The 26,404-nt window shown below is 71.9% G+C and carries 21 protein-coding genes and 2 pseudogenes; 9 read left to right on the forward strand and 14 right to left on the reverse strand.

Annotated elements, in window-relative coordinates; translation table 11 throughout:
• Positions 1–14: 14 nt before the first annotated feature.
• The 5 genes from pabB (at position 15) to AB0D34_RS29025 (ending at position 7,404) form a co-directional block, all read left to right on the forward strand.
• The gene (pabB, locus tag AB0D34_RS29005) at positions 15–2,228 is read left to right on the forward strand and encodes an aminodeoxychorismate synthase component I (RefSeq protein ID WP_362666473.1); all 2,214 of its coding nucleotides are present in this window, start codon (positions 15–17) and stop codon (positions 2,226–2,228) included.
• The gene (locus AB0D34_RS29010) at positions 2,225–3,757 is read left to right on the forward strand and encodes a benzoate-CoA ligase family protein (RefSeq protein WP_362666476.1); all 1,533 of its coding nucleotides are present in this window, start codon (positions 2,225–2,227) and stop codon (positions 3,755–3,757) included. Before pabB ends, AB0D34_RS29010 begins: the two co-directional genes overlap by 4 nt.
• Positions 3,758–3,825: 68 nt before the next feature.
• Entirely contained in the window at positions 3,826–5,391 is a 1,566-nt protein-coding gene (locus AB0D34_RS29015; protein WP_362666479.1) for an AMP-binding protein, read from the forward strand.
• Positions 5,388–6,557, forward strand: a complete 1,170-nt coding sequence (locus tag AB0D34_RS29020; protein WP_362666481.1) for an FAD-dependent oxidoreductase — start codon at positions 5,388–5,390, stop codon at positions 6,555–6,557. The genes AB0D34_RS29015 and AB0D34_RS29020 overlap by 4 nt, the downstream gene beginning before the upstream one ends.
• Before the next feature lie 52 nt (positions 6,558–6,609).
• The gene (locus AB0D34_RS29025) at positions 6,610–7,404 is read left to right on the forward strand and encodes an aminotransferase class IV (protein WP_362666484.1); all 795 of its coding nucleotides are present in this window, start codon (positions 6,610–6,612) and stop codon (positions 7,402–7,404) included.
• A gap of 67 nt (positions 7,405–7,471) precedes the next feature.
• On the opposite strand, the gene AB0D34_RS29030 is transcribed toward AB0D34_RS29025, so the two are convergent.
• From AB0D34_RS29030 to AB0D34_RS29040, 3 genes and pseudogenes are all read right to left on the reverse strand, one after another.
• Entirely contained in the window at positions 7,472–7,957 is a 486-nt protein-coding gene (locus AB0D34_RS29030; protein ID WP_362666486.1) for a carboxymuconolactone decarboxylase family protein, read from the reverse strand.
• 59 nt (positions 7,958–8,016) lie between these two features.
• The gene (locus tag AB0D34_RS29035; RefSeq protein WP_362666807.1) at positions 8,017–9,429 is read right to left on the reverse strand and encodes an aminotransferase class I/II-fold pyridoxal phosphate-dependent enzyme; all 1,413 of its coding nucleotides are present in this window, start codon (positions 9,427–9,429) and stop codon (positions 8,017–8,019) included.
• Between the two features lie 243 nt (positions 9,430–9,672).
• Positions 9,673–9,933 (reverse strand): annotated as a pseudogene (locus AB0D34_RS29040) (winged helix-turn-helix domain-containing protein); the annotation flags it as partial.
• Between the two features lie 46 nt (positions 9,934–9,979).
• On the opposite strand from AB0D34_RS29040, the gene AB0D34_RS29045 reads away from it, so the two are divergent.
• From AB0D34_RS29045 to AB0D34_RS29055, 3 genes are read left to right on the forward strand one after another with little or no spacing between them, the layout of a single operon-like run.
• Entirely contained in the window at positions 9,980–10,477 is a 498-nt protein-coding gene (locus AB0D34_RS29045) for a carboxymuconolactone decarboxylase family protein (RefSeq protein ID WP_362666489.1), read from the forward strand.
• Positions 10,474–10,917 carry a carboxymuconolactone decarboxylase family protein gene (locus AB0D34_RS29050; protein WP_362666491.1) on the forward strand — a complete coding sequence of 148 codons (444 nt, stop codon included), beginning with the start codon at positions 10,474–10,476 and terminating at the stop codon, positions 10,915–10,917. Before AB0D34_RS29045 ends, AB0D34_RS29050 begins: the two co-directional genes overlap by 4 nt.
• Positions 10,914–11,651, forward strand: a complete 738-nt coding sequence (locus AB0D34_RS29055; RefSeq protein ID WP_362666493.1) for an isocitrate lyase/phosphoenolpyruvate mutase family protein — start codon at positions 10,914–10,916, stop codon at positions 11,649–11,651. The genes AB0D34_RS29050 and AB0D34_RS29055 overlap by 4 nt, the downstream gene beginning before the upstream one ends.
• Before the next feature lie 6 nt (positions 11,652–11,657).
• On the opposite strand, the gene AB0D34_RS29060 is transcribed toward AB0D34_RS29055, so the two are convergent.
• The 8 genes from AB0D34_RS29060 to AB0D34_RS29095 form a co-directional block, all read right to left on the reverse strand.
• Positions 11,658–12,605, reverse strand: a complete 948-nt coding sequence (locus AB0D34_RS29060; protein WP_362666495.1) for an ABC transporter substrate-binding protein — start codon at positions 12,603–12,605, stop codon at positions 11,658–11,660.
• 1 nt (position 12,606) lies between these two features.
• A complete protein-coding gene (locus tag AB0D34_RS29065; RefSeq protein ID WP_362666498.1) occupies positions 12,607–14,544 on the reverse strand; it encodes an ABC transporter permease subunit in 1,938 nt (645 codons plus the stop codon).
• Positions 14,544–15,650, reverse strand: coding sequence for a glycine betaine/L-proline ABC transporter ATP-binding protein (locus tag AB0D34_RS29070; RefSeq protein ID WP_362666500.1), 1,107 nt, complete (start codon positions 15,648–15,650; stop codon positions 14,544–14,546). The genes AB0D34_RS29065 and AB0D34_RS29070 overlap by 1 nt, the downstream gene beginning before the upstream one ends.
• Positions 15,650–17,179: a GMC oxidoreductase gene (locus AB0D34_RS29075; RefSeq protein ID WP_362666503.1), complete on the reverse strand. Its 1,530-nt coding sequence runs from the start codon at positions 17,177–17,179 to the stop codon at positions 15,650–15,652. The genes AB0D34_RS29070 and AB0D34_RS29075 overlap by 1 nt, the downstream gene beginning before the upstream one ends.
• Positions 17,180–17,236: 57 nt before the next feature.
• Positions 17,237–18,763 (reverse strand): aldehyde dehydrogenase family protein, encoded by a 1,527-nt coding sequence (locus AB0D34_RS29080; protein WP_362666506.1) that lies wholly within the window; start codon positions 18,761–18,763, stop codon positions 17,237–17,239.
• A 188-nt stretch (positions 18,764–18,951) separates the two neighbouring features.
• Complete coding sequence (locus tag AB0D34_RS29085) at positions 18,952–20,295, reverse strand: hypothetical protein (protein ID WP_362666508.1); 1,344 nt, start codon at positions 20,293–20,295, stop codon at positions 18,952–18,954.
• 104 nt (positions 20,296–20,399) lie between these two features.
• Positions 20,400–20,759: a hypothetical protein gene (locus tag AB0D34_RS29090; RefSeq protein ID WP_362666510.1), complete on the reverse strand. Its 360-nt coding sequence runs from the start codon at positions 20,757–20,759 to the stop codon at positions 20,400–20,402.
• Positions 20,746–22,533: a hypothetical protein gene (locus AB0D34_RS29095; protein ID WP_362666512.1), complete on the reverse strand. Its 1,788-nt coding sequence runs from the start codon at positions 22,531–22,533 to the stop codon at positions 20,746–20,748. The genes AB0D34_RS29090 and AB0D34_RS29095 overlap by 14 nt, the downstream gene beginning before the upstream one ends.
• Positions 22,534–22,673: 140 nt before the next feature.
• Here AB0D34_RS29095 and AB0D34_RS29100 point away from each other — a divergent pair, with 140 nt between their 5' ends.
• Complete coding sequence (locus AB0D34_RS29100; protein WP_362666514.1) at positions 22,674–23,570, forward strand: bifunctional helix-turn-helix transcriptional regulator/GNAT family N-acetyltransferase; 897 nt, start codon at positions 22,674–22,676, stop codon at positions 23,568–23,570.
• Positions 23,571–23,611: 41 nt separating this feature from the next.
• Here AB0D34_RS29100 and AB0D34_RS29105 read toward each other — a convergent pair.
• The 3 genes and pseudogenes from AB0D34_RS29105 to AB0D34_RS29115 all read right to left on the reverse strand — a co-directional run.
• A pseudogene (locus tag AB0D34_RS29105) lies at positions 23,612–23,716 on the reverse strand (LysR family transcriptional regulator); the annotation flags it as partial.
• Between the two features lie 495 nt (positions 23,717–24,211).
• Positions 24,212–24,898: a hypothetical protein gene (locus AB0D34_RS29110; protein ID WP_362666516.1), complete on the reverse strand. Its 687-nt coding sequence runs from the start codon at positions 24,896–24,898 to the stop codon at positions 24,212–24,214.
• A gap of 363 nt (positions 24,899–25,261) precedes the next feature.
• A complete protein-coding gene (locus tag AB0D34_RS29115) occupies positions 25,262–26,251 on the reverse strand; it encodes a malate dehydrogenase (protein ID WP_362666518.1) in 990 nt (329 codons plus the stop codon).
• Positions 26,252–26,404 lie beyond the last annotated feature (153 nt).

Raw genomic sequence — 26,404 nt, forward strand, 5'->3', positions numbered from 1 at the left:
AGGGAGGTGGGCGGGTGAAGACCCTGCTCATCGACAATTACGACTCGTACACGTACAACCTGTTCCAGCTGATCGCCGAGGTCAACGGCGAGGAACCGGTCGTGGTCCTCAATGACGCGGTCGACGCGATTCCCGATCTCGGGGAATACCTGGCGAAGTTCGACAATGTCGTGGTGTCGCCCGGGCCCGGGCACCCGGCCGAACCGCGCGACTTCGGACTGAGTGCCGCCGTGCTCACCGGGTCTTCGATCCCCGTCCTGGGCGTGTGTCTGGGGCACCAGGGCATCGCGCTCGGGGAGGGCGGCCGGGTGGAGCCCGCCCCGGAGCCGCGGCACGGACATCTGTCGACGGTCCGGCATGACGGACGGGATCTGTTCCGGGGTCTGCCGCAGGACTTCACCGCGGTCCGCTACCACTCACTGGCCGTGTCCGAGCCGCTCCCCAGGACGCTGGAGGCCACCGCCTGGGCCGAGGACGGCGTGCTGATGGGGCTCAGACACCGCAGCCGGCCGCTGTGGGGCGTGCAGTTCCATCCGGAGTCCGTGCTCACCGACTACGGACACCGCATGCTCGTCAACTTCCGCAATCTCACCGCGGAACGGGCGCGCAAGCAGCGGACGAAGAACACCGCCGTGCCCCCGCACGAGGTGCCGCTCCCCCGGTCCGCGCCGGTCGTGCCGCGTCCCCGGCGGGCCGCCCCCGCCTACCGTCTGCACACCCGGCGCATCGCCGGCGCGGTCGACACGGAGGCCGCCTTCACCCGGATGTACGCGGCGTCGAGACGGGCGTTCTGGCTGGACAGCGCACTGGTCGAGGAGGGGCGGTCGCGGTTCTCGTTCTTCGGCGACGACAGTGGGCCGCTGGCGGAGTTCGTCCGGTACGACGTCGAGAGCGGCCGGTGCGAGATCGAGCGGGCCGGGCGGCCGCCGCGGAAGGTCGCGGCGAGCGTCTTCGACTACCTCGGACGGCAGTTGACAAGTCGTCGGGTGGACGGCGGAGGGCTGCCCTTCGACTTCACCGGGGGCTATGTCGGCTACTTCGGCTACGAGACGAAGGCAGACTGCGGCTCACCGAACCGGCACACCTCCGAAGTCCCGGACGCCTGCTGGCTGTTCGCCGACCGACTGATCGCCGTGGACCATCTCAAGCGGTTCACCTACGCGGTCTGTCTGGCCGAGGACACCCCGCAGGCCGCGCGGGAGGCCGAGGACTGGCTGGAGGGTGCGCTGGCCCAGCTGACCTTCGTCGCCACCGAGCCGGATCCGACAGCGGCGCCCGAACCGGCGGCGCAGGCCGAGCAAGACCTCGGCGCGGCCGAGCCGTGGCTGGTGCGGGACCGGGCGGCGTATCTCGCCGACATCGAGTCCTGCGCGCGGGAGCTGCGGGCGGGCACGAGCTACGAGGTCTGTCTGACGAACGCGGCCCGGTTACCCGCCCCGCCGGACGCGTACGAGTTCTACCGGGTGCTGCGGCGGGTCAACCCGGCGCCCTACGCGGCGTTCTTGAGGTTCGGGGACGTCGACGTGGCCGGGTCCTCGCCCGAGCGGTTCCTGCGGATCACCCGGGACGGGGTCGCCGAGGCCCGGCCCATCAAGGGCACGGCGCCGCGCGGTGCCGGTCCGGAGGAGGACGCCCGGCTCCGGGACGCGCTGGCCGCGGACGCCAAGACGCGCGCCGAGAACCTGATGATCGTCGACCTGCTCCGCAACGACCTGGGGCGGGTGTGCCGGACCGGGTCGGTGCGGGTGACCCGGCTGATGGCCACGGAGACGTACGCGACCGTGCACCAGCTCGTGTCCACCGTGGAGGGGCGGCTGCGGGAGGGCATCCGGGCGGTGGACTGTGTACGGGCCTGCTTCCCCGGCGGCTCGATGACCGGGGCGCCGAAGCTGCGCACGATGGAGATCATCGACTCCCTGGAGACCGAGGCCCGCGGTGTCTACTCCGGTGCCCTCGGCTACCTGGGGTGCAGCGGGGGCGCGGATCTCAACATCGTGATCCGGACGGCCGTGTTCGCCGACGGGCTGATGCATCTGGGCGCCGGGGGCGCGATCGTCCTCGACTCCGATCCGGTCGCCGAGTACGACGAGATGCTGCTGAAGACGGCGGCCCAGATGAAGGCCCTGCACCTGTACACCGCGGACCGGATGGCGGAGCAGCGGCAGCACACGGTGGTCCGCGCCGACGCCCGCGGGGGACACACGGCCACCGAGGAGCCGGTTCGATGACCACTGCGCAGACCGTGCTGTCGCCGGCCGGCTTCGACGCCCCCGGGAACCTCGCCGCCCAGCTCACCGACCTCGCCGAGCGGCGCGGTTGGGAGGGTCGGCCCGCCTTCCACGAGGGCCATCGGACCTGGACCCACGGTGAGGTACACGCCCTCGCCGCCCGGGCGGCCGGGGTGCTCGCCGGGCACGGCACGACGGCGGGGAACCGGGTGGTGCTGGCGTTGCCGGACGGGATCGCCTGGGTCACGACGTTCCTCGCCGTCGCACGGCTCGGGGCCGTCGCCGTCCTCGTCAACCCCGAACTCCCAGCGGCGGACCACGCGTTCATGGCCGCGGACAGCGGAGCCGAGCTGTGTGTGACGGGGCCGGGGCTCGATGACCGGTTCGCCGACCGGGCCCGCCTCGGCGCGGACCAGCTGCTCGCGCTCACCGCCTCCACCGCACCGGCGCCCGCTCATCCGGTGGACGCGCACGCGCCGTTGTACGTGCAGTACACGTCGGGCACCACGGGCCGTCCCAAGGGGGTCGTGCACACGCACGGCGATCCGAAGGCGTACCACGACCTGATCGGCCGGCGGCTGCTGCGGATCACCGGGGAGGACGTGACCCTGTCGGTGTCGAAGCTGTACTTCGCCTACGGCTTCGGGAACGCGTTCGTCTTCCCGCTGTTCTCCGGTTCCTCCGCCGTCCTGGTGGACCGGCGTCCGACCCCGGCGGCCGTGGACGAGCTGGTGGTCCGGCACCGGGTGACGCTGCTCTACTCGGTGCCGTCGGCGTACGCCGCGCTGGTGGCCGACCGGGGCAGCGGGCACGAGGGGTGTTTCGCCTCGGTGCGGGCCGCGGTGTCGGCCGGTGAGGGGCTGCCGCAGGAGCTGGGGCGGCGGGTCACGGAGTTGCTCGGCGCGCCGGTGCTGGAGCAGATCGGCTCCACCGAGGCCGGTCACGCCTTCTGCGCCAACAGCTTCGACCACCACACCCCGGGCACCGTCGGCCGCCCCGTCCCCGGCTTCGAGGTGGAGGTGCGCGACCGCGCCGGGCGGCCGGTCCAGGACGGTGTGGAGGGTGAGCTGTGGGTGCGCGGGCCGACGGTGACCCCGGGCTATCTGAACCGGCCCGAGGAGACCGAGCGCACCCTGGTCCGCGGCTGGCTGGCCACCCACGACCGGGCGGTCCGCGAACCCGACGGCACCTACCGGCATCTGGGCCGCGCCGACGACATGGAGATGGTCGGCGGCATCACCGTCTCCCCGCTGGAGGTGGAGGCCGTCCTGCGGACCCATCCGACGGTGAAGGAGGTCGCGGTCGTGGCCGTCACCGACGGCACCGGCGTCGGCCGGCTGCGCGCCTTCGTCGTACCCGCCGACGCGAAGGGCGCCGACCTCCAGGGCCTTCAGGAGGACCTCCTCCGGCTGGCCCGCGAACATCTGGCCGCCTTCAAGGTGCCCAGAAGCGTGAGCCTCGTCCCGTCCCTCCCCCGCACCCCGACCGGCAAGCTCCGCCGCCATCTGGTCCGCCAGGGTGCCTGGTGACCACAGCCGAAAGCACCGCAGAAGCCCCGCACAAGCCCCACAGAAGCACCGCAGAGAGGAACGGCCCCATGCGAGAGCAGCAGCCTCCCTTCACCGACCGGGGGTTCTACCTGGGCCCCGTCTTCCGCCGGGCGGCCGAGCGGCACGGCGCCGTCTTCGTCACCCTGGACCGGCCCCTGGACACCCACCCCGCTCTCGGTGTCGACCTCACCTACACGGCGCTGGCGGAGGCCGTCGAGGAGCTGTCGGGGCGGCTGTGGGAGGCCGGGGTACGGCCCTCGGAGCAGGTGGTGGTGCACAAGACGGACAACGTCGACATCGTGCTGCTGACCTGCGCGGTCTCCCGTATCGGCGCCGTGCCGGTGCTGCTCTCCCCGGGCCTGGCCGGTGAGGTGGTCGGGGAGCTGATCGAGCGGCTCAGGCAGCCGTGGCTGGTGACCGACCGGACCAAGATGGACGGGCCGCTCAAGGGTGTCGGGCTCCGGGTGCGGCAGGTCCTCTCCGTGGACGACGACACTCCGGGGGCCGAGAGCCTGGGGAAGTACGCGGGCGCCGAGCCTCCGGTGCCCGTCCGCCTGCACCCTCGCGAACCGGCGCTGATCACCCACAGTTCGGGCACCACCGGGCTGCCCAAGCTGGCCGTGCACTGCGCGAACACCATGTGGAACCGGCTCGTGCCGCAGAAGGCGATGGGCTGGCCGACGCGCGGGGAGACGGCGGCGCTGCACATGTCGTTCGTGCACTCGCGCTTCTACCATCTGCTCGGAGTCCTGCTGCACTTCGGCAGCCCGCTGGTGCTGATCACCGACCCGGACCCGGCCGCTGTGGGACCGCTGCTCACCCGGCACCGGCCCGGCATCGTGGAGACGCACCCCAACACCTTCGTGCTGTGGGAGGAGTTGGCCGACGCGCCCGGCGCTCCCCTGTCGCGGGTGCGGTCGTACGGCTCGACGTTCGACGCGATCCATCCGCGCACGGTACGGCGGCTGCTGGACGCCTCGAAGCGCCGAACGCCCTGGCTGATCCAGCTGTACGGGCAGAGCGAGACGGGACCGGTCGCCTTCCAGTGGTTCACGCGGCGCAGTGCGGCCCGCGCGGACGGGCGGCGGGTCGGGATCGGGATACCGGGCTTCACCCGGGTGCGGGTCACCGGACCGGACGGCCGGCCGGTCGCGCCGGGGCGGTCCGGGCGGATCGAGGCCCGGACCCGAGGCCGCATCCTCACCTATCTCGGCATGCAGGACCGCTACGACCGTCAGCTCAACGACGGCTGGTGGGAGATGGGCGACATGGGCTACCGCGGCCGGCTCGGCGGTCTGCACCTGATCGACCGGGAGATCGACCAGATCGACTCCGTGCACAGCAATCTGGAGGTCGAGGACACCCTGATGGAGCGGCTGGAGGAGCTGCGTGAGGTGGTCATCGTGCCCGGCGCGGACCGGGAGCCGGTGCCGGTGGTGTGCGTGCGCGGGGAACAGCCGTTGGACCCCGAGCGCTGGCGGGAGGCGACGGCCGATCTGCCGGCGATGGCCGAGCCGCGGCAGTGGCGGTTCGAGGAGCTGCCGATGACCGCGACCTGGAAGGTGAAGCGGGTCGAGATCACCCGGATGCTGGCGGAGGGTGCGCGCGCGTGACACCGGTCGTGGTGGTCGGCGCCGGGCCCGTGGGCCTGTCGGCGGCGCTCGCGCTACGGGCGCGCGGACTGCCGGTGGTGCTCCTGGAGGCGGATCCGGAGGACCGTGAACGACCCGGCAGCCGGGCCCTGTTCGTGCACCGCGAGACCCTGGCGCTGCTCGACGGGATGCAGCCGGGGCTGGCCGAGGAGATCACCTCGTACGGGCGGACCTGGCAGACCCGGCGGACCCTGTACCGGGGGCGCGAGGTGTACTCCCGCACCCATCCGCCGCGTGAGGGCCCGCCGCCCTTCACCAGCCTGCGCCAGGTGGACACCGAGCGCTTTCTGCGGACGGCGTGCGAGCGGGCGGGCGTGGAGTTCGTGTGGGACGCGCGCGTGCTGGACGTCCGCACCACGGCCACCGGCGTCCATCTGAGCTGTGGGGACGGCCGGGAGTGGAGCTGCGCGTACGCCGTGGCGGCGGACGGTGCCCGGTCCACCGTCCGGGACGCTCTGGGAATCGCCCTGGAGGGCGAGCGGGGCGAGGGTTTCCATGTGGTCGTCGACGTGGCCGACCTCCCCGGTGCCGAACTGCCGCTGGAGCGGGTCTTCCACTACGAGCATCCGGGCGTCGACGGCCGCAGTGTGATGCGGGTGCCGTTCACCGGGGGCTTCCAGGTCGACCTCCAGTGCCGGGCCGACGACCGGGAGGAGGAGTTCGGGACCGAGGAGGCGGTACGGCGATGGCTGCCGGCGGTCGTGGGCGAGGGGTACGACGAGCAGGTCCTGTGGGTGTCGACGTACCGCTTCCTGCGCAAGGTGGCCGCCTCGTTCACCGACCCGCACCGGCGGGTGCTGCTCGTCGGGGAGGCGGCGCATCTCTTCCCGCCGTTCGGGGCGCGGGGCATGAACAGCGGCATCGCGGACGCGGCGGCCGCGGCGGAGGCCATCGCCGGTGGGACGGTCGAGGACTTCGCCGGCGTACGACGGTCCGCGGCGCTGTTCAACAGTTCCGCGGCCGGTGCCGCGCTGGCCCATCTGCGGCCCCGGCGCCGGACGGTACGGCTGCGGCAGCGCGTGGCGGCGGCACTTGCGCCGGTCCTGCCGTCCTGTGGATCGTGGCTGGAGCACGCGCCGTACGGGCCCCGGGGCGGGGCGCCGGCGGTGGCGGGCGGAAAGTACTGAGCACTTCGGGAGGAGCGGCCGTGGCGGAAGCGGCGGTGGGAGAGGTACGGCCATGACACGACCGGCAGTGGCGGAGGGAGTGTGGGCATGGTCGCCGGCCGCCGGGCTGCGGCCCGTCGAGGGGACGGCGGCCGAGGGGCCGCTGCTCGTCGCGGACTCCTGGTTGGTGCACGACGGCAGGGTGCGTGGCCTGGAACGGCACCGGGAGCGCTTCGTACGGTCCTGCGGCGAGTGCGCGGGGCCGCCGTCGTACCGGATGCTGGAGTTCTGGCAGGCCATGACGGACGTGCTGCCCCGCAGGGGTGAGTGGTTCCCGCGGGTCGAGCTCACGACCCGTCATGTGCGGCTGCGGCTGCGGCCCGCGCCCCCGCTCGGGACGGAGGTCCGGGTCCTGGCCGCGGGTCAGGCCGATCCGCGGACCGTGCCCCGCCGAAAAGGGCCGGACCTTGACGTCCTGGCCGCCGTCCGCACCCGGGCCTCCGTCGACGGCGCGGACGAGGCGGTGCTCGTCGACCCCACGGGGGTCGTGCTGGAGACGGCCACGGCCAGCGTGCTGTGGTGGGAGGACGACACCTTGTGCCTGCCGTCGCCCCGGCTGCCGGTCCTGCCAGGGGTGACTGTCGCCCTGATCCAGGAACGCGCCCTGCACACGGGCGTCCGGATCGCCCACCGCGAACGAACCCTCCCCGAGCTGGACGGCCGTGAGGTGTGGCTGGTGAACGCGCTGCACGGAATCCGGCCGGTGACGGAGTGGACCGGCGGGCCGCTCAAAGCGGCACCGGCGGAACGCGCCCCGGAATGGCGGGCGTGGCTGGACGACATCATGGAGCCGCTGCCGGAAAAATAGCGGGTCCGGAGAAGGACGGGCATCGGTGACGGGCATCGGCGTTAATTCCCGATGCCCGTGTTCGGCGTTATTTCTGAGTCGGCTGATAACCCCCCGGAACCATCCGTGTGGCGATGGCGATCCGGTTGTACGCGTTGATGACGGTGGCCGCCCAGATCAGCGCGGCGATCTGCTGCTCGTCGAAGACCTCCGCGGCCTCGGCGTAGACCGGGTCCGGCACATGTCCGTCGTGGACCAGGGTCACGGCCTCGGTCAACGCCAGTGCGGCGCGCTCGCGTGCGGTGAAGAAGGGGGTCTCCCGCCAGGCGTTCAGGGCGTAGACACGCTGCTCGGTCTCGCCGGTCGCGCGGGCGTCCTTGGTGTGCATGTCGATGCAGAACGCACAGCCGTTGATCTGCGAGGCACGAATTCGGATCAGTTCCAGGAGTTCCGGTTCGACCTTGGCGTCCTGGGCCGCGGAAACTGCGGCGGCGTGCAGGGAGCCCATCGCCGCGGACACGTCGGGGGTGATTTTCTTCAGGGCCACACGGGATATGGATGCGCTATCACTCATGCGGCGACTCTATCCGTGCCATCGGATTCGGGAATGGCGAACTGTGCAATCAGTTCGCGTTATTCGGGCAACACCGCGCACAGCGCTTCCAGCGCTCCCGACCAGGCGTGGTCGGGAGGGGTGCCGTAGCCCACGACGAGCGCGTCGTGCCGCTCGACCGTCGCCTCCGGGTGCTGGTAGCGGTGCAGTCCGTGCACGGCGAGGCTCTGCCAGGCGGCCGCCCGCAGTGTCGACTGCTCGGTGCCCGGCGGCAGCCGCAGCACCACGTGCAGGCCCGCCGCGATCCCGGTGGCGTGGACGCGCGGGGCACGCCGGGCGAGTTCGGCCACCAACGCGTCGCGGCGGCGGCGGTACCGCAGCCGGGCGGCGCGTACATGACGGTCGTAGGCGCCGGAGGTGAGGAACTCGGCGAGGGTGAGCTGGTCCAGGGTCCCGCAGGTGTCGATGCCGCCCTTGGCGCTGAGCACCTCCTGCATCAGGTCAGGCGGCAGCACCAGCCAGGCCAGCCGGAGGCCGGGGGCGAGGGACTTGCTGGCCGTGCCCGCGTAGACGACGTGGTCGGGGTCCAGGCCCTGGAGGGCGCCGACGGGCTGGCGGTCGTAGCGGAACTCGCCGTCGTAGTCGTCCTCTATGACCAGTCCGCCGGTGCGACGCGCCCACTCGACGACGGCCGCCCGCCGGTCGCGGTGCAGGGTGCCGCCCATCGGGAACTGGTGGGCGGGGGTGAGCAGGACCGCGTCCTGGTCGGCCAACTCCCCGGGGTCCGTGCCGCGTTCGTCGAACGGCAGCGGGATGGTTCGCAGGCCGGTGTCCGCGAGCAGGTTCCAGTGCACGTCGAGGCCGTACGACTCCACGGCGACCGTGCGCGCACCGCGAGCCCGCAGCACCGCGCCGAGGATGCGCAGGCTCTGCGAGAACCCGGCGCAGACCAGGATGCGTTCGGGGTCGGCGCGTACCCCGCGGGCGCGGGAGAGGTAGCCGGCGAGGGCGGTGCGCAGTTCGACCCGGCCGCGGGGATCGCCGTAGTCGAGAGCCTGGTGGGGTGCGATGGCGAGGGCACGGCGGGCCGCCTTGAGCCACTGGGTGCGGGGGAAGGAGGCGAGGTCCGGGGTGCCGGGGATCAGGTTGTAGGTGGGCCGGGGTGCGGGCGAGGGCGGGAGGCCGGGGGCCCGACGCGGGGCGGACGCGGGCGGCAGGCCTGACGTACGACCGCCTGCGGCCGCGGGCGACAGACCGGACGTGCCGGGGCGGGAGCGGGAGCCTATGGCCGGGGACACGCCGGACACTCCTGGGTGGGCGGCAGAGACAGACGGCGGGCCGGAGACGCCGAGGCGAGTAGCAGGGGCATCGGGGTGGCCGACGGAGGCACCGGGGTAGCCGGCGGAGGCACCGGCGCCCGCGGCAGACGCACCACGACGGCCGGCAGACGCACCACCGTCCCCGGCAGAGGCACCACGACGGCCGCCAGACACACCACCGCCCCCGGCAGACGCACCACGACGGCCGCCAGACACACCACCACCTGACCCAGAACCCCCAGGACGGCCGGCCAACGCACCACCACCCCCGGCAGACGCACCCCGACGGCCGCCAGACACACCGGAACCCGCGGCCGAAACGCCAGGACGCCCAGCAGACGCACCGGAGCCTGCCACGAAGGCACCACGACCGTCGCCATCAGCCCCCGCCCCCGCCCCCGCCCCCGGTGTGATCGTCCGTTCCGCCACCCGTGTTCCCGAGCCCTGGCGTGCCGTGAGCCAGCCCTCCGCGACCAGGTCGGCGTAGGCGTCCGCGACCGTGTTGCGGGCGATGCCCAGGTCGGTGGCGAGGGAGCGGGAGGAGGGCAGGCGGGTGCCGGGGGCGAGGCGGCCGGTGCGGACGGCCTCGCGGAGGGCGTCGGTGAGGCCCCGTCGGATGCCGGGTCCGGTGGGTTCCAGATGCAGGTCGACGCCGAAAGTGGCCCAGGGTTTCGCCATGAAAGTGGACCATACTCCTGGGCTGCCTGGCTTCTAGGGTCGAGGCATGACCACAGCCGAAACCGCCCCTCACGCCCCCGAACACGCCCCCCGCCTCGCCTGGGCCCAGCACGCCCCCGAGGTCTACAAGGCAATGCTCCGGCTCGACACGGCCGCCCGGCAGGGCCTGGACCCGAGGCTGCTGGAGCTCGTGAAGATCCGCGCCTCGCAGCTCAACCACTGCGCGTTCTGTCTCGACATGCACTCCAAGGACGCCCTCGCTGCCGGTGAGAGCGTCGAGCGGATCATCCAACTCGGCGCGTGGGAGGAGTCGCGGCACTTCTACACGGAGAAGGAGGCCGCGGCCCTCGAACTGACCGACGCGGTCACCGTTCTCACCGACGGCTTCGTGCCGGACGAGGTGTACGACCACGCGGCCAAGCACTTCCAGGAGGCCGAGCTGGCCCAGCTGATCGCCGCGATCACGGTGATCAACGCGTGGAACCGGTTCGGCGTGACCTGCCGTGTGGTCCCGGGCCACTACGAGGCGGCGAAGCACCGGTGAGTCGTACGGACGTTCTCGACCCTGAAGTCGGACGGGCCCTGTCCGTGCTCAGCGCCGCCGCGAAGAAGGGGCTCGGCGACCCCGCCCTCGCCGAACTCGTCGTCATCCGGGCCTCGCAGCTCAACCACTGTGCGTTCTGCCTGGACATGCATCTCGCGATCGCCCGCAAGCACGGGGTGAGTGAGCAACAGCTGGACCTGCTCGCCGCCTGGGAGGAGGCCGAGGGCGTCTACGACGAGCGGGAGCGGGCCGCGCTCGCGCTGACGGAGGCGGTGACCGTCCTGACGGAGGGCTTCGTCCCGGATGCCGTGTATGCCAGAGCCGCCCGGCACTTCGACGAAGGCCGGCTCGCCCATCTCATCGGCCTGGTCGTCGCCATCAACAACTGGAACCGGGTGATGGTCAGCCGCCGTATCCCGCCGGGGGGTTACACGCCGTGAGGAAAGTGGACGTCTTCCGCGCCCTGCACCGGAACCGTCTCCCGGGCGATCCTCTCGTGCTGCCCGGTCCCTGGGACGCGGTCAGTGCCCGGGTGTGCGAGGAGGCCGGGTTCGCGGCGCTCGCCACGCCCAGCGCGGGGATCGCGGCCTCGCTCGGCCACCGGGACGGGTCCACCCCGGCCGACGAGATGTTCGCCGCGGTGGCGCGCATCTCCAGCGCTGTGGAGATCCCCGTGTCGGCGGATGTCGAGGGCGGGTACGGGCTGGCGCCGAAGGAGCTGGTGGAGCGGCTGCTGGAGGCGGGGGCCGTGGGCTGCAACCTGGAGGACTCCCACCAGGGTGTCCTCCAGGACCCGCGCGAGCACGCCGAGTGGCTCGCCGAGGTGCGGTACGCGGCCGGGGACCAGTTGTTCGTCAACGCCCGCGTGGACACCTTCGCCCACGGTGACGGCAACCCCCAGCGGGCCGCCGAACTGGCCATCGAGCGGGCCGCGTTGTACGTCGCCGCGGGCGCCGAGTGCGTGTACCCGATCGGCGTCCCGGCGAGCGTGCTGCCCTTGCTGCGGTCCGGGATCCAGGGGCCGATCAACGTGTTCGGGCACCTGGACGGCGAGGGCGGCCCCTCGCCCACCGAACTCGGTGAACTCGGGGCCACTCGCGTCACGTTCGGGCCGGGGCTCCAGCGCCGGGCTGCCCGGCAGCTGCGGGAGACCGCCGAAAGCCTCCGGCCCTGAGGGAGTTCAGGACAGCCACGCCTTCCACGTGGACTCGTGGCCGTCCACCCACTTCTTCGCCGCCTCCTCGGGCGTCAGCTTCTGGTCGGCGATCATCAGGGAGACCTCGTTCTGGTCCTCGGTCGTCCACTTGAACTTCTTCAGGAAGGCCGCCGCCTTGCCGCCGGACTTGGCGAAGTCCGTGTTGAGGTACTTCTGGAGCGGGGTGTGCGGATAGGCGCAGGCGACCTTCGCCGGGTCGGCGTCGCAACCCTCCTTGTAGGCGGGCAGCTTCACCTCGGTCATGGGGACCTTCTTGAAGAGCCACTGCGGGGCGTACCAGTACGTCAGGAAGGGCTTCTTCTCCTTGGCGAACTGCCGCATCTGCGTGATCTGGGCGGCCTCCGAACCGGCGAACACCACCTGGTAGTCCAGGTCGAGGTTCTTCACCAGCGCCTGGTCGTTGGTGACGTAGGACGGGGAGCCGTCCATCAGCTGGCCCTTGCCGCCGCTCTCGGCGGTGCGCAGCTGCGAGGCGTACTTGTTGAGGTTCTTCCAGTTGGTGACGTCCGGGTGCTGCTTGGCGAAGTACGTCGGGACGTACCAGCCGATGTGCCCGGTCACCCCGAGTCCGCCGCCCGGCGTGATCGTCTTCTTGTCCTTGACGTACCGCTGTTCCTGGTCGGGGTGGCCCCAGTCCTCCAGGATCGCGTCGACCCGGCCCTGGCTGAGCGCGTCCCACGCGGGGACCTCGTCGACCTGGACGGTGTCGACGCGGTAGCCGAGCTTGTGCTCCAGGAGGTACTGGGCGACGGCCACGTTGGCCTGCGCGCCGACCCAGGACTGGACGGACAGGGTCACCGACTTGGCGCCCTGGGCGTTGGCGAAGGGCGAGGCCTGCTTGGTCATGTCGGCGGCACCGCAGCCGGTGATCAGCAGCAGGGCGCCGCCCACGGCGATCGTACGTACGCGCATGTCAGGCTCCCTTCCTCGTACGGCGTTCCGTCGGCTGGGTGACCCGGTCGAGCATCAGGCCGAGGCAGACGATGGCCGCGCCGGCGACCAGGCCGGTCGCCAGGTCGCCCTGGGCCAGGCCGAAGACGGTGTCGTAGCCGAGCGCGCCACCGCCGACCAGACCGCCGATGACGACGACGGCGAGGACGAGGACCACGCCCTGGTTGACGGCGAGCAGCAACGCCGGCCTGGCGAGCGGGAGTTGGACCTGGCGCAGCTGCTGCCAGCTGCTCGCGCCGAGCGACCGCGACGACTCCATCGCGGCCGGGTCGACCTGGCGCAGGCCCTGGGTGGTGATGCGGACGACGGCGGGCAGCGCGTAGACGACGGCCGCGGCGGCGGCGGGCGCGCGGCCCACGCCGAACAGCGCGACGACCGGGATCAGGTACACGAACTGCGGCATCGTCTGGAAGACGTCCAGGACGGGGCGGAGCATCCGTTCGAAGCGGTCGCTGCGGGCCGCCGCGACGGCGGTCGCGAAACCGAGGACGAGGGTGACGGCGACGGCCGCGAGGACCTGCGACAGCGTGTCCAGCGACGGCTTCCACACGCCCAGGACGCCGATCGCGGCCATGGCGAGGACCGCGGTGAGCGCGGTGCGCCAGGTGCCGATCAGCCAGGCCAGGGTGGCGACGATGAGCAGCACGGACCACCAGGGCAGCGCCTGGAGGCCGTCGCGGACCGGGTCGAGGACCCAGGTGGTGAAGTGGCCGGCCCAGTCGGCGGTGCCGCCGACGACCGGGACACCGGAGTAGAGGTGGTCGGTCATCCAGTCGACGGCCCGGTTGACGGGCTCGGCGATGTTCACGGTCCAGGCGTTGGGCCAGTCGAGACGGCCGAGCAGACGCCCGGCGACCGCCACGGCCACGGCCGCGACGAGGGCGTACGCCCACCCCGCGCGCCCGGAGTGCTCGGTGCCGTCGCCCGCCGCGGCCGTCACCCGGTCGAGCACGACGGCCAGCAGCACGATCGGGATGCCGGCCGCGAGGGCCGCGCCCACGTCGACCGAGGCCAGCGCCTGGTAGACGCGGTCGCCGAGGCCGCCGGCACCGATCACGGACGCGATGACGGCCATCGAGAGGGCCATCATGATCGTCTGGTTGAGGCCGAGGAGGAGTTCCTTGCGGGCCAGCGGGATACGGGCCGTCAGCAGCCGCTGCGGCGCGGTGGTGCCGAGCGACTCGACCGCCTCCAGGACCTCCTTGTCGGCCCCGCGCAGGCCGAGCGCGGTGAGACGGGCCATGGGCGGGGCGGCGTAGACGACCGTGGCGAGGACGGCGGCGGGGACGCCGATGCCGAAGACCAGGACCACCGGGAGGAGGTAGGCGAACGCGGGCAGGACCTGCATGGTGTCCAGCACCGGGCGCAGGATCCTGTCCATACGGCCGGACAGCCCGGCGGCGAGCCCCAGCACGGCGCCGACCACGACCGAGGTGAGGACGGCGACGACCATCAGGGCGAGGGTCTGCATGGTCGGGATCCACATACCGAGCAGACCGCAGGCGAGGAACGCCGCCGCCGTGCCCAGGGCGAGCCTGACACCGGCGACCCGCCAGGCCACGAGGGCGCCGATCGCGGTCACACCGGCCCAGCCCGCGGCGAGCAGGACGAGGTACACGGCGCGTACGGAGATCACGACGGCGTTGCTGACGTAGCCGAAGCCGTAGAGGAACAGCGGGTGGCTGTCGCGGTTGTCGATGATCCAGTCGCTGGCGCTGGTGAGCGGGCTGGTGAGGTCGACGGTCAGGGCGCTCGGCCAACTGCCGCTGGCCCAGCGGGCGTTGGCGAGCGGCACGAGGACCGCGGCGGCGAGGGCGATGAGCAGGAGCTTGTGGACCGCCCGGTGCCTGAGCAGTCCGGTGGGCAGGGTGCGGGGCGTGGACGCGGTGACGGTAGCCATCAGACGGCCTCCTTGTGGAGCTCCGTTCCGGGGCCTTTCGTGCCGAGTTCCGTCCCGGCGACGACGCCGAGCAGCCGCTCGTGGTCGACGACGCCGAGGCAGCGGCCGTTCTCCACGACACACGCCGGCTTCCCGCTGCCCGCGACGACCTTGATCGCGTCGGCGACCACGGCGTTCGGGGCCAGCGCGCCCGGGTGGGTGGGGCCCGCGCAGTCGCCCGGCTTCATGGCCCGGCGGACCGTCATGACCTGCTCGCGCGGCACGTCCCGGACGAACTCGCGGACATAGCCGTCGGCCGGGGATCCGACGATCTCCTCCGGGGTGCCCAGCTGGACGACCTTGCCGTCGCGCATCAGGGCGATGCGGTCGCCGAGCTTGAGCGCCTCGCTCAGGTCGTGCGTGATGAAGACCATCGTGCGGCCCTCCTCGCGGTGCAGGCGCACGACCTCCTCCTGCATGTCCCGCCGGATCAGCGGGTCGAGGGCGCTGAACGGCTCGTCGAAGAGGAGGACCTGCGGGTCCACCGCGAGCGCCCGCGCGAGGCCGACGCGCTGCTGCTGGCCGCCAGAGAGCTGGGAGGGCTTGCGCTGTTCCATGCCCTCCAGGCCGACCTTGGCGACGACCTCGGCGGCCCGCGCCCGGCGCTCGGCCTTGCCGACGCCCTGGATCTCCAGGCCGTACGCCACGTTGTCGAGGACCGTGCGGTGCGGGAGGAGGCCGAAGTGCTGGAAGACCATCGCGGCGCGGTGCCGGCGCAGTTCGCGCAACCGGGACTTGTCCATCGCGCGGACGTCCTCGCCGTCGATGCAGATCGTGCCCGCCGTCGGCTCGATGAGCCGGGTCAGACAGCGCACCAGCGTGGACTTGCCGGAGCCGGACAGGCCCATGACGACGAAGACCTCGCCCTTGCGGACGTCGAAGCTGACGTCACGCACGGCGGCCGTACAGCCGGTCTGCGCGCGCAGTTCGGCGGGGTCGAGGGCGGACAGCTCGGCGTCCTCGGGGACGCGGTCCGCCTTGGGACCGAAGACCTTCCACAGCCCGTCGACGGAGAACACGGGACTGTCCGTCGTCGGCGGCTTCTCCATGGTCGCGGTCGTACTCATCACGCACCACCTCCCAGCAGGTCCACGGCTTTCTCACCGACCATGAGCACCCCGATCATCGGGTTCACGGCGGTCATGGTCGGGAACACGGACGCGTCCGCGATACGGATGCCGTCCAGGCCGCGGACCCTCAACTCGGGGTCCACGACGGCGAGTTCGTCGTCGGCGGCACCCATACGGCAGGTGCCCGCCGGGTGGTACACGGTGTGCGCGACCTTGCGGGCGTACTCGCTGAGCTCCTCGTCACCGGTGACGTCGGGCCCGGGGCACACCTCCCGCTTCAGCCAGCCGGCGAGCGGTTCCGTCTGCGCGATCTCGCGGGCGATCCTGATTCCGTCGACGAGGGTGCGGCCGTCGTAGTCGTCCTCGTCGGTGAAGTACCGGAAGTCGAGGGCGGGCTTGACCTCGGGGTCCGCGCTGGTGAGGTACAGGCGGCCGCGGCTCTTCGGCTTCGGGATGTTCGGGGTCATCGAGACGCCGTACGCCGGGCGTTCGTAGCCGAGACGCTCGGGATTGTCCGTGAAGGGGACCTGGTAGAAGTGGAACATCAGGTCGGGGCCCGGGTGTTCGGGGTCGCGGCGCACGAACAGGCCCGCGTCGGAGTCCATCGCGGAGTTCTCGGGGATCGGGCCGTTGGTCTCCCAGACGATGACCGACTCGGGGTGGTCGAGGAGGTTCTCACCGACGCCCTGGAGGTCGTGCACGACCGGGATGCCGAGCGCTTCGAGGTCCTTGCGGGGGCCGATGCCGGAGTGCAGCAGCAGACGGGGCGAGTCGACGGCGCCGGCGCACAGGAGGACCTCGCGGCGGGCCCTGATCAGGGTCTCCTGGCCGTCCTTGGAGCGCACGTGCACGCCTTCCGCGCGCGTGCCGTCGAACTCCAGCTTGTACGCCCAGGTCTCCAGCAGGATCGTGAGGTTGGGCCGCTCGTCCATCACGGGGTGCAGATACGCCACCGACGCCGAGGAGCGCTTGTTGTTCTCGGGGTGGTAGGCCAGGTCGAAGAAGCCCACACCGTCGTCGAACGGCTTCTTGTTGAAACCCTCGACCCGGGGGACGTCCAGGGCCTTCTGGGCCGCGTCGACGAAGTCGCGGGCGATCGCGTTCCGGTCCTTCTCGTCGACCGGGACGATGTTGTTCTTCAGGCGGGCGTAGTACGCCTCCATCGGGACCGCGCCCCAGCCCTTGGCGCCGGCCTGCTCCCACTCGTCCCAGTCGGAGGGTAGCGGCTTGAAGGCGATCAGGGTGTTGTGGGAGGAGCAGCCGCCGAGGACACGGGCGCGGCTGTGCCGGATGTGGGAGTTGCCGCGCGGCTGCTCGGTGGTGGGGTAGTCGTAGTCGAGTTCGCCGCCGAGCAGGCCCATCCAGCGGCGCAGGGTGAGGACGTCGTCTCTGCCGACGTCACTGGGGCCGCCCTCGATGACGGCGACCGTGATGTCGGGGTTCTCGGTGAGGCGGGAGGCTATGACGGAGCCTGCGGTGCCACCGCCGATCACGACGTAGTCGTACTCCTGTTTGGACTCGGACATGGGGGTACTCCAGGGAAGTCTTGAGGCGCGGAGAGTGTGGAGAGGGGGCGAGTGGGCTCAGCCTGCGAACCAGCGGACCGGCTCCGGCGCGAGGTTCTGGTAGACGTGCTTGCTCTCGCGGTACTCGGCGAGGCCGGCGGGGCCGAGTTCGCGGCCCACTCCGCTCTTGCCGAAGCCTCCCCACTCCGCCTGTGGGAGGTAGGGGTGGAAGTCGTTGATCCAGACGGTGCCGTGGCGCAGCCGCCCCGCGACCCGGCGGGCGCGGCCCGCGTCGGAGGTCCAGACGGCGCCGGCGAGGCCGTACTCGGTGTCGTTGGCGAGGGCGATCGCCTCGTCCTCGGTGCGGAAGGTCTCGACGGTGAGGACAGGGCCGAAGACCTCCTCCCGCACGACCCGCATCTCGCGGTGGCAGCGGTCGAGGAGGGTCGGCTCGTAGAAGTAGCCGCTCTCCGGACGCTCCGGGGCGGGCTTGGGACGCTGGCCGCCGGAGCGCAGTACGGCGCCCTCCTCCAGCGCGGAGGCGACGTACGACTCGACCTTGGCGCGCTGCTGCTCGGAGACCAGCGGACCGCACTCGACGCCGTCCTCGGTGCCGCGGCCGAGGCGGATCTTCGAGGCGCGGCGGGCGAGTTCGGTGACGAAGCGGTCCCGGACGGACTCCTCGACGATGAGGCGGCCGCCCGCGGAGCAGACCTGGCCGCTGTGGATGAACGCGGCGTTGAGGGCCTGGTCGACGGCGGTGTCGAAGCCCTCGGGGGTGGCGCAGGCGTCGGCGAAGACGACGTTGGGGTTCTTGCCGCCGAGTTCGAGGGCGACCTTCTTGACGGAGGGGGCGGCGGCCTGGGCCACTTTGGTGCCGCTGACCAGGCCGCCGGTGAAGGAGACGAGGTCGACGTCGGGGTGCTCGGCGAGCCGGGCGCCGACGGTGTGCCCGGGTCCGGTGACGATGTTCGCGACACCCTCCGGCAGGCCGGCCTCGGCCAGCAGTTCGATGAGGGCGATCGTCGTCATCGGGGTGATCTCGCTGGGCTTGACCACGAAGGTGTTGCCGGCCGCGAGCGCCGGGGCGATCTTCCAACTGGCCTGGAGGAGCGGGTAGTTCCAGGGCGTGATCAGCGCACAGACCCCTACGGGCTCGTGCACGACCACACTGTGGATGTCGGGTGAGCCCGCGTCCACGACCCGGCCCGGGGCCTCGGCGGCGACCAGGTCGGCGAAGTAGCGGAAGGCGTCGGCGACACAGTCGATGTCGACCCGGCCCTCCTCGACGGTCTTGCCCGCGTCCCGGCTCTCCAGCAGACCGAGCTCTTCTCGGTCGCGCCCAAGAAGATCGGCTGTGCGGCGCAGCAGTGCGGCACGCTCGGCGACCGGAGTGCTGGGCCAGTCGCCCTGCCCTCCGTCGAAGGCCTGGCGGGCGGCGGCGACCGCCAGGTCGGTGTCCTTCTCGTCGCCCTCCGCGACCACGGCGAACGGCTGCCCGTCCGCGGGGTCGAGGATCTCTCGGGTGGCCCCGGAGACGGCTGCGCGCCATTCGCCGCCCGCGTGGATGGTCTGCGGCGCCTGCCGCGCCTGCTGTCCGGCCATGATCGGTGTTGCCTTCCGTTCCTGTTCAGTGCCCCTGCGTCACACCTGTGTCACTCACGGGGACCGTCACCGCCTGCCCCCGTGCCTCGATTGCATGCGCAATCGGTGGCCGAAAGTGTGCTGGTTCACTGAACATGCGGACGAATCAGGGCAAACCAATCCACGAACCGGGGCCTGTTTGACCGGTTTCAGTCGATCGACGCCGCGTCGCAGGCGTAGGGGGCGCAGAAGCCCTGCAGCGCGCTGGTCAGGAGCTCCAGTTCGTCCTCGGGGCCGTCCTTCTCCAGGCCGTACGCGGCTATCGCGTAGATGAAGCCGTCCTGGGCGACGAAACGCTCGTCGTAGACGTGCCAGGGGCCCACGTCCGGCTCGCCCTTGAGGGAGTCGGCCACGTACTCCAAGCGCTCACCGGTGAACCCGCCCTCCTCGACGGGTCGCAGGTCCAGCTTCTCGAAACCGTCCGGCTTGGGGGTGTCGTCGGACAGGTACAGCGCGAAGGACGCCTCCGGGGACTCCTCCGCGATCTGGTACACCTGGAGCCTGCGTTCGCCGTCCGCGCTGCGGTAGTTGACGATGTCAATGCCGAACTGGGAAGCCACGGTGGAGCGGGACCACCCCACGGGGCGTCCGATACGGAAGCCCTCCTGGTCCTCGTACAGCTCGTACCCGGCGGGGAGTTCGGGCTCGGAGGCGAACGGGGACGCGGTCTCCTCGGTGGGCGTGGGAGTGGGCGAGGGGTACGGGTCGCTCTGCTGCGAGACGGTCCCCGTGGGGGTGGGGCTGGTGTCGACCGCCTTGTCGTCCTCGTCCCCGCCGCCGACGACCAGCGTCAGCACCAGGGTCGTGGCGACCCCGACGGCGGCGGCGCCGATGAGCACCGACCAGACGAGCCGACGGTTCCTCCCCGTGGGCGGCGCGGTCACAGTGGTCGGTCCGGCGGACGACCAGGAGGTCCCCGACCACTCGGCCGACGGCACGGCCCCACCACCGACCTCCTCGACCGAGGACCAGCCACCACTGGGGGCACCGGCGACGCCGGGCCCGTGCCAGGTGCTACCGGTACCGGTGCCGGGCCAGCCGGGGGGTGGGGGCGGTGGAGCGGTGGGGGATGAGCCCGCCGGTGACACAGCGGGGACTCGGCCTGTCGAGGCCGGGCTGGAGACCGACCCCAGGGACGGCGTGCGCGGACCCTGCTCAGCGGGCGGCCAGTCCGAGGTCGCACCGGCGTCCGCGGGAGCCGCGACAGTGCCGGTGTCCACCCCGCCCGCCCCCACAGCCGGCGGCCACACCGGCGCAGGCGGACCCCCGGTCACCGTCTCCCCGCCACCGGAGGGCACACTGGCCGCCGCACCTCCACCCGCGGACACGTCGGCCGCCCCACCGCCCGACACCCCCGGCGGCCACGTCGGCACCGCCCCCGGACGGGCCGGCGGCGGAGGTGTGACCGGACCGGTGACCGCCCGGCCTCCGTCACCGTCCCCGTCCTCCCAGCGCTGCGTCTCCTCGTTCCAGTACCGCGCTCCCCCGCTCATACCGTCCCCCTCAACCGTCCGCCCAGCACACCGCCACTCACCACGTCCCCCTCACCGACCGGCACGGCACGCGTCCACTCACGAACCGGCCCCGCACTTCCCCCTCACAACCCCAGCAACCCGGCCACAGCCCCCGCCGAGGCGATCAGGCTGACCAGCGCCTGGGAGTCGTCCAGCAACCCCCGCAGGCGTTCCCGACGGGTCGGTCCCGCCTGACCGGTCGTCACGATCTCCTCCTCCGTCTCGGCCAACGCGGTGTCCAGCGCGGCCGTTTCGTCGGTGGCCCAAACCCTCGTGAGGTCGGCGCGGAGTTCCCGTACCGCCGTCAGGAGCGCCTCGGCGGCCTCGTCGCGCGCCGGCGCCGTACCGTGGTGGTGGTTCTCGGCGTGCGCCTGGTTGCCGACGGCGAACGCGCTGCCGTGGATACCGCCGCTGATGTTGATGCCCGGCTCACCCGTTGCCATTGCTGCCGCTTCCCTTCTGCGACGCGGAACCCGCGCCCGCCGTACCTGTGTGGGAGGTCGCCGTGGCCTGCGCGCCCATGGCGAACGCGCTGCCGTGGATGCCGCCCTCGACGTTCACTCCGCCGCTGCTGATGTTCACGATCTTCTGGACGAACTCCCCGGTCTGGTAACCGGATTCGGCGAGCGCGGTCAGCACGCCGTGCGCGACCCGGTCCTGGACGCTCCTGAGGTAGCGGTAGGCGTCCATCTCCTGGAAGGTCGACCCCACGTGCATGGAGCCCAGCTCGCGCACCGACAGCGCCGGTCCGTCGGGCAGCGCGCCCGCGTGGCCGCCGGTGAGCAGCTTCCAGGCGTACGCCACGCCCTTGCCGAGGGTGACCAGGGAGCGGGCCGCGGAGCCCGGCACCCGGGCCACCGCCCAGGCGGCCTTCCCGAGTACGTTGTTGTGCCGGTAGGTGTGCGCCGCACGGTCGGCGTCCTTGAAGTCCTCGCGCACCGGCATCAGCGCGTGCGGGGCGATCTCCAGCATGAGCATGCGGCCCTGGGTGTGGACGCGCACGAAGACCGTGACGACCAGCTCCTCCTCCCAGCCGCCGACCCGCACCCGCAGGAAGTGCCGCCGCTTCTCGGCCCCCTCCTCCACCGCACGCGCCCGGTGCTCCTCGAAGGCCTGCGGGTGGTACGGCGCCTCCTCGCGTCGGCGCAGACCCTCCGCGGGCAGGAACACGCACTCGTCGATCTCCAGCCAGCGCAGCCGGTCGCGGACCGTGTGTCCGGCGAACTCCGAGGGCAGCCGCAGCTGTTCAAGCAGCGGGCGGATCTTCTCCAGGACCGCGCGGTTGTTCAGCGGCAGCTGTTCCTTCTTGGTCGTGTCGGGCCGCAGTTCGACCGCGAGCACCCAGGTCTCGTAGGCGGCGCCGGCCCCGCAGAAGGGCCGCTTCTCGTGGTACATGACCAGCGGAGCGTGCTGCTCGATCCGGATGCGTTCCTTCAGCCGCTGGAACCGCTGTCCCTCGGCCCGCTCGGCCGGGTCGCCGGCCGCGTCCGGGAAGCGCTCGGGGGAGAGTTCGGCGCCCACCGCCCTGGCGAACTGGCCGCGCTGTGCGGCCACACACACCGCGATCAGCGCGAAGACGACGACCACGAGCCAGGCCTGCGCGGGCCCGATGAGCCCACCGACCTCGTCGAGGTCAGGGAAGAGCAGGTCGGACAGGCTCGGCGAGTCGCCGTAGGAGCCGTACGAGTCGCCGTAGCCGTACGAGTCGCCGAAGGACGACGAGCCGTCGTAGGACGAGGAGTCGTCGCCTCCGCCGAACGCGACGACGAGCGCGACGACGAGCAGGGTCGCGAAGGTCAGGCGCCCCCACCAGCGCAGGAGGAAGGCGGGCACCCGGCGGTACAGCGGCGGGTTGGCGCCCTTGCCGCGGACCCAGGAGGAGACCGCGAGCATCAGGCTGGGCCCGAGGAAGACGAACAGCAGTCCGCCGGTCAGGGGCACCCCGATCACCCACAGGCCGAGGATCAGCCCGGCCCACATCAGTTCCTGGCGGCGGGCCCGCAGCGCGTGGGCGAGCACCCGGGCCGCGTCGTGGCCGAGCGAGGGCGCCACGATCCGCTGCTCGTTCAGGTGCAGCTGCTCGATGACCTGGTCCCGGTAACCGGAGTCCAGGTAGGTGCCCGCGCACAGCAGCCGGGTCGCCTCGCTGGCGTGCGGTGGTGTGACCGGCCCCGGTGGCGCCGACTGCGGTTGCCGAGGCACAGATGTAGTAGTCACGCGACTCCCCCGATGCGTGCAATGTCCTTGCTCAAGTCGGCTGTTGACAAACAATCAGCATAGAGGGACGGGTGGGAACCGGAAACCGGAATCGCAGACCGATGGACGGCACCACAATCCTTTGACTACAGTCAAATATCATGGACCCGGTGTCGACAGAGCACGTGGCGGAGATCCGCCGGTTCAACCGCTACTTCACCCGCCGTGTCGGCGCCCTCGACGAGCACTACCTCGGCCAGGACCGTCCGCTCGGCGAGGCGCGTCTGCTGTTCGAGATCGGCGAGGGCGTGTCGCTGCGCGAGCTCAGGACCCGGCTCCGCCTGGATGCCGGATACCTCAGCCGGATGGCCAAGACCCTCCAGTCCCAGGGCCTGGTCCGGGTCAGCGTCCACCCGCACGACAGCCGGCTGCGCATGGTCGAACCCACCCGCGCCGGACGCGTCGAGCTCAAGGAGCAGAACCGCCGGGCCGACGCCCTCGCGGCCGGCCTCCTCGAAGGACTCACCGGGCCCCAGCGCGCCCGGCTCACCGAGGCGATGAGCACCGCCCAGCGGCTGCTGCGCCTGGCCGCCATCACCGTGGACCGGGTCGACGGGGCCGCCCCCGTCGCCCGGGCATGTCTCGACGCCTACGCCGCCGACATCGACGCCCGCTTCCCGGAGGGCTTCGACAAGACCGACCTGGTGCGGCCCGAGGAGGTCTCCGGGGCGGCTGGCGCGTTCTTCGTGGCGTACGAGGAGAGCCGCGCGGTGGGCTGCGGGGCGCTGCGACGGCTGGAGCCGGGCGTCGGCGAGATCCGCCATGTGTGGGTGCACCCGGACGCCCGCCGCCTCGGTCTCGCCCGGCGGATCCTCACGGCCCTGGAGACGGAGGCCGCCGCGCGCGGCTTCACTGTCCTGCGCCTCGACACGCACGCGTCGCTCACCGAGGCCCAGAGGATGTACCGGGCCTGCGGATACACGGAGATCCCGCCGTACGTGGATCACGTCTACGCCGACCACTGGTTCGAGAAGCGACTGTCAGGACCCGCCTCCTGACGGCGGCCAGCGTCAGCGACCAGGAGCTGGAGACCGACCGGCAGCCCGCCCCGCCGGGACACGACCAGATGATCGGCCGCGGCGAACCGCTCGGCGGTCAACTCCCCTTCCAGCGACGGATGTCCGGCCCGTACGACCCCCCGGTCCCCTCGCGCAGGAACGTGGCGCTGGTGGTCGCAGGACACCACGATCGGTCCGAAGAATCACGCACTATCGCGTTCGGCGGGAAACGAGTACTATCGCGTTCGGCCCACAACTGACCCAACCTCCGTCGCCCATTCCCTAGTTGCCCCGAGGAGCCGCCGTGCCCTCCCTCCTGAACCCGTTCGTCGGCCTGCTGATGCTCCGGGGCATCGTCACCGAGAACGAACCACCGACGGCCCGCGCGCCCCACGCACGCGTCGAGGACGGCACCCTCCCCGGCCTCGACGGCCACGTCCTGATCGGCTCCGGCCCGACCCGTCGTCCGCACGCGCCGCGGCGCCACGCCCCTTCCGGTGTCGGCGAGTTGTGTGGGCTGGACCATGCCGGGGCAGGGCGGGGTCGGGTGTGGCACGGGGCCGCGGTGTCGCGGTCGGCAAGGTGGACGCCCTCGGTTCCCTGCTTGCCGCGCTGCCGGAAGGGGCACGGCGCTCCCGGCGTCAGCCGCACTCCGTGTCCGCCGGGCAGAAGGAAGCCCGCGCCCTGGTGAGCGGATCGCGGACCAGGGCGGCCGGGAGGGAGGCCGGGCCGGTGGCGCGGATCGCGTGCAGCGTGCCGTCCGCGGCCTCGAAGCGGTGGTCGACGACCTGGCGGGCGCCGAGCTCCGGGTCGTCGTAGCGGTAGGCGAGTTCGGCCCAGGTGGTGCCGGAGGCACGGTCGAGGACCTGGTAGCCGGGCTGGAGCGCGAAGCCGTAGCCGGGGTCGTTCTCGGCCAGGTCCAGGGAGCCGGCCGGGGTGTCCTCCGCGAGCCGGAAGACCTGGAGCCGTCGGCCGTCGGCGGGGGCGGCGTAGCCGACGACCGGGGCGGACCGGCCTTCCTTCTCGGTGCGGGTCCAGCCCCGGGGGACGTCGAGGGAGTAGCCGACGGGGTCCTGGATACGGCGGTACCCGGAGGCCGTGGAGGCGGAGGCCGCCGGGGACGGGGTGGCCGTGACACTCGGGACCGGGCCCGCTCCGACTCCGGAACCGGACCCAGAACCGGAACCGGAACCGAGGGACGTGCCCCGGAGCAGGAACCAGACACCGGCCCCCACGCACACACCGACCAGTACGGCCACGACGAGGGCGGCGAACACCCGCCGGATCCGGTGCGGGGCGTGCGGAGGACCCACCGGGGTCGGAGTCACCGGCGTCCAGGGAGGAACGGGTGAAGCCTGTGTCCGGTCCGTCGCCCAAGGAGGGCTCAACGAGGTCTGCGTCTCGGCGGAGGCCCAGGGCGGTGCGACCCCCGTCTCCCCCGAGTTCCAGGCCGCCCGGCCTCTCTCCTCACTCGGTTCGTGCTCCGCTCCGGAACCGGAGCTGTAGCCGTTCCAGCCGTTCATCGCGAACCCCCCGCATAACCCCACCGGGTACGACTTCGACCGTAGGGCGAAAAACAGCCACGGGCCCTGCTCCGGAAGGAACCGGAACAGGGCCCGTGCAGGCTCGTGACAGAGTCGTCGAGAAGACTCAGCCGTCGAGAGAACTAGTCAAGAGCACTGTCGGGAGAACTAGATGAGGCCGAGCGCGCGGACCGCCTCGCGCTCCTCCTCCAGCTCCTTCACCGACGCGTCGATGCGGGCGCGGGAGAACTCGTTGACGTCCAGGCCCTGGACGATCTCGTAGACACCATCCTTGGTGGTGACGGGGAAGGAGGAGATCAGGCCCTCCGGGACGCCGTAGGAGCCGTCCGACGGGATGCCCATGGAGGTCCAGTCGCCGTCCGCGGTGCCGTTGACCCAGGTGTACACGTGGTCGATGGCGGCGTTGGCGGCGGAGGCGGCGGAGGAGGCACCGCGGGCCTCGATGATGGCCGCACCGCGCTTGGCGACGGTCGGGATGAACTCCTCGGCCAGCCACTTCTCGTCGTTCACGGTCTCGGCGGCGTTCTTGCCGGCGACCGTGGCGTGGAAGATGTCCGGGTACTGGGTGGCGGAGTGGTTGCCCCAGATGGTCAGGCGCTTGATGTCGGCGACCGTCGAACCCGTCTTCTTCGCGAGCTGGGTCAGCGCGCGGTTGTGGTCGAGGCGGGTCATCGCGGTGAAGCGCTCGGCCGGTACGTCCGGGGCGGCGGCCTGGGCGATCAGCGCGTTGGTGTTCGCCGGGTTGCCGACGACCAGGATCTTGACGTCGTCCGCGGCGTTGTCGTTGATGGCCTTGCCCTGCGGCTTGAAGATGCCGCCGTTGGCCTCCAGGAGGTCACCGCGCTCCATGCCCTTGGTGCGGGGGCGGGCGCCGACGAGCAGACCGACGTTGGTGCCGTCGAAGGCGACGTTCGGGTCGTCCGTAATGTCGATGCCCTGAAGCAGCGGGAAGGCGCAGTCGTCGAGCTCCATGGCGGTGCCCTCGGCGGCCTTCAGCGCGGGGGTGATCTCCAGCAGGCGGAGCTTGACCGGCACGTCCGCGCCGAGCAGCTGGCCGGAGGCGATGCGGAAGAGCAGGGCGTAACCGATCTGGCCGGCCGCGCCGGTGACGGTGACGTTCACGGGAGTGCGGGTCATGGCGTTCTCCGTATGACAGCTGGCGGTGGGGCGGCGTCCCTGCCCCGGACGTTTGATCGATCTCTCGGCATCAAGAGATCCACCGGTCAGGCTATCGCGCATCCGGGATCCCGGACGTCCGGGACCGTGTGGCCCAGCCCACAGCCTCCCCCT

The sequence above is a fragment of the Streptomyces sp. NPDC048420 genome (assembly GCF_040651535.1).
In the GTDB taxonomy this organism is placed as follows: domain Bacteria; phylum Actinomycetota; class Actinomycetes; order Streptomycetales; family Streptomycetaceae; genus Streptomyces.

Coding starts and splice junctions, on each gene's coding strand:
- AB0D34_RS29030 (WP_362666486.1), bottom strand. CDS start 7,957: ATGAGTGATAGCGCATCCATATCCCGTGTGGCCCTGAAGAAAATCACC.
- AB0D34_RS29025 (WP_362666484.1), top strand. CDS start 6,610: ATGACACGACCGGCAGTGGCGGAGGGAGTGTGGGCATGGTCGCCGGCC.
- AB0D34_RS29075 (WP_362666503.1), bottom strand. CDS start 17,179: ATGTCCGAGTCCAAACAGGAGTACGACTACGTCGTGATCGGCGGTGGC.
- AB0D34_RS29080 (WP_362666506.1), bottom strand. CDS start 18,763: ATGGCCGGACAGCAGGCGCGGCAGGCGCCGCAGACCATCCACGCGGGC.
- AB0D34_RS29085 (WP_362666508.1), bottom strand. CDS start 20,295: ATGAGCGGGGGAGCGCGGTACTGGAACGAGGAGACGCAGCGCTGGGAG.
- AB0D34_RS29115 (WP_362666518.1), bottom strand. CDS start 26,251: ATGACCCGCACTCCCGTGAACGTCACCGTCACCGGCGCGGCCGGCCAG.
- AB0D34_RS29065 (WP_362666498.1), bottom strand. CDS start 14,544: ATGGCTACCGTCACCGCGTCCACGCCCCGCACCCTGCCCACCGGACTG.
- AB0D34_RS29090 (WP_362666510.1), bottom strand. CDS start 20,759: ATGGCAACGGGTGAGCCGGGCATCAACATCAGCGGCGGTATCCACGGC.
- AB0D34_RS29015 (WP_362666479.1), top strand. CDS start 3,826: ATGCGAGAGCAGCAGCCTCCCTTCACCGACCGGGGGTTCTACCTGGGC.
- AB0D34_RS29100 (WP_362666514.1), top strand. CDS start 22,674: ATGGACCCGGTGTCGACAGAGCACGTGGCGGAGATCCGCCGGTTCAAC.
- AB0D34_RS29070 (WP_362666500.1), bottom strand. CDS start 15,650: ATGAGTACGACCGCGACCATGGAGAAGCCGCCGACGACGGACAGTCCC.
- AB0D34_RS29010 (WP_362666476.1), top strand. CDS start 2,225: ATGACCACTGCGCAGACCGTGCTGTCGCCGGCCGGCTTCGACGCCCCC.
- AB0D34_RS29060 (WP_362666495.1), bottom strand. CDS start 12,605: ATGCGCGTACGTACGATCGCCGTGGGCGGCGCCCTGCTGCTGATCACC.
- AB0D34_RS29045 (WP_362666489.1), top strand. CDS start 9,980: ATGACCACAGCCGAAACCGCCCCTCACGCCCCCGAACACGCCCCCCGC.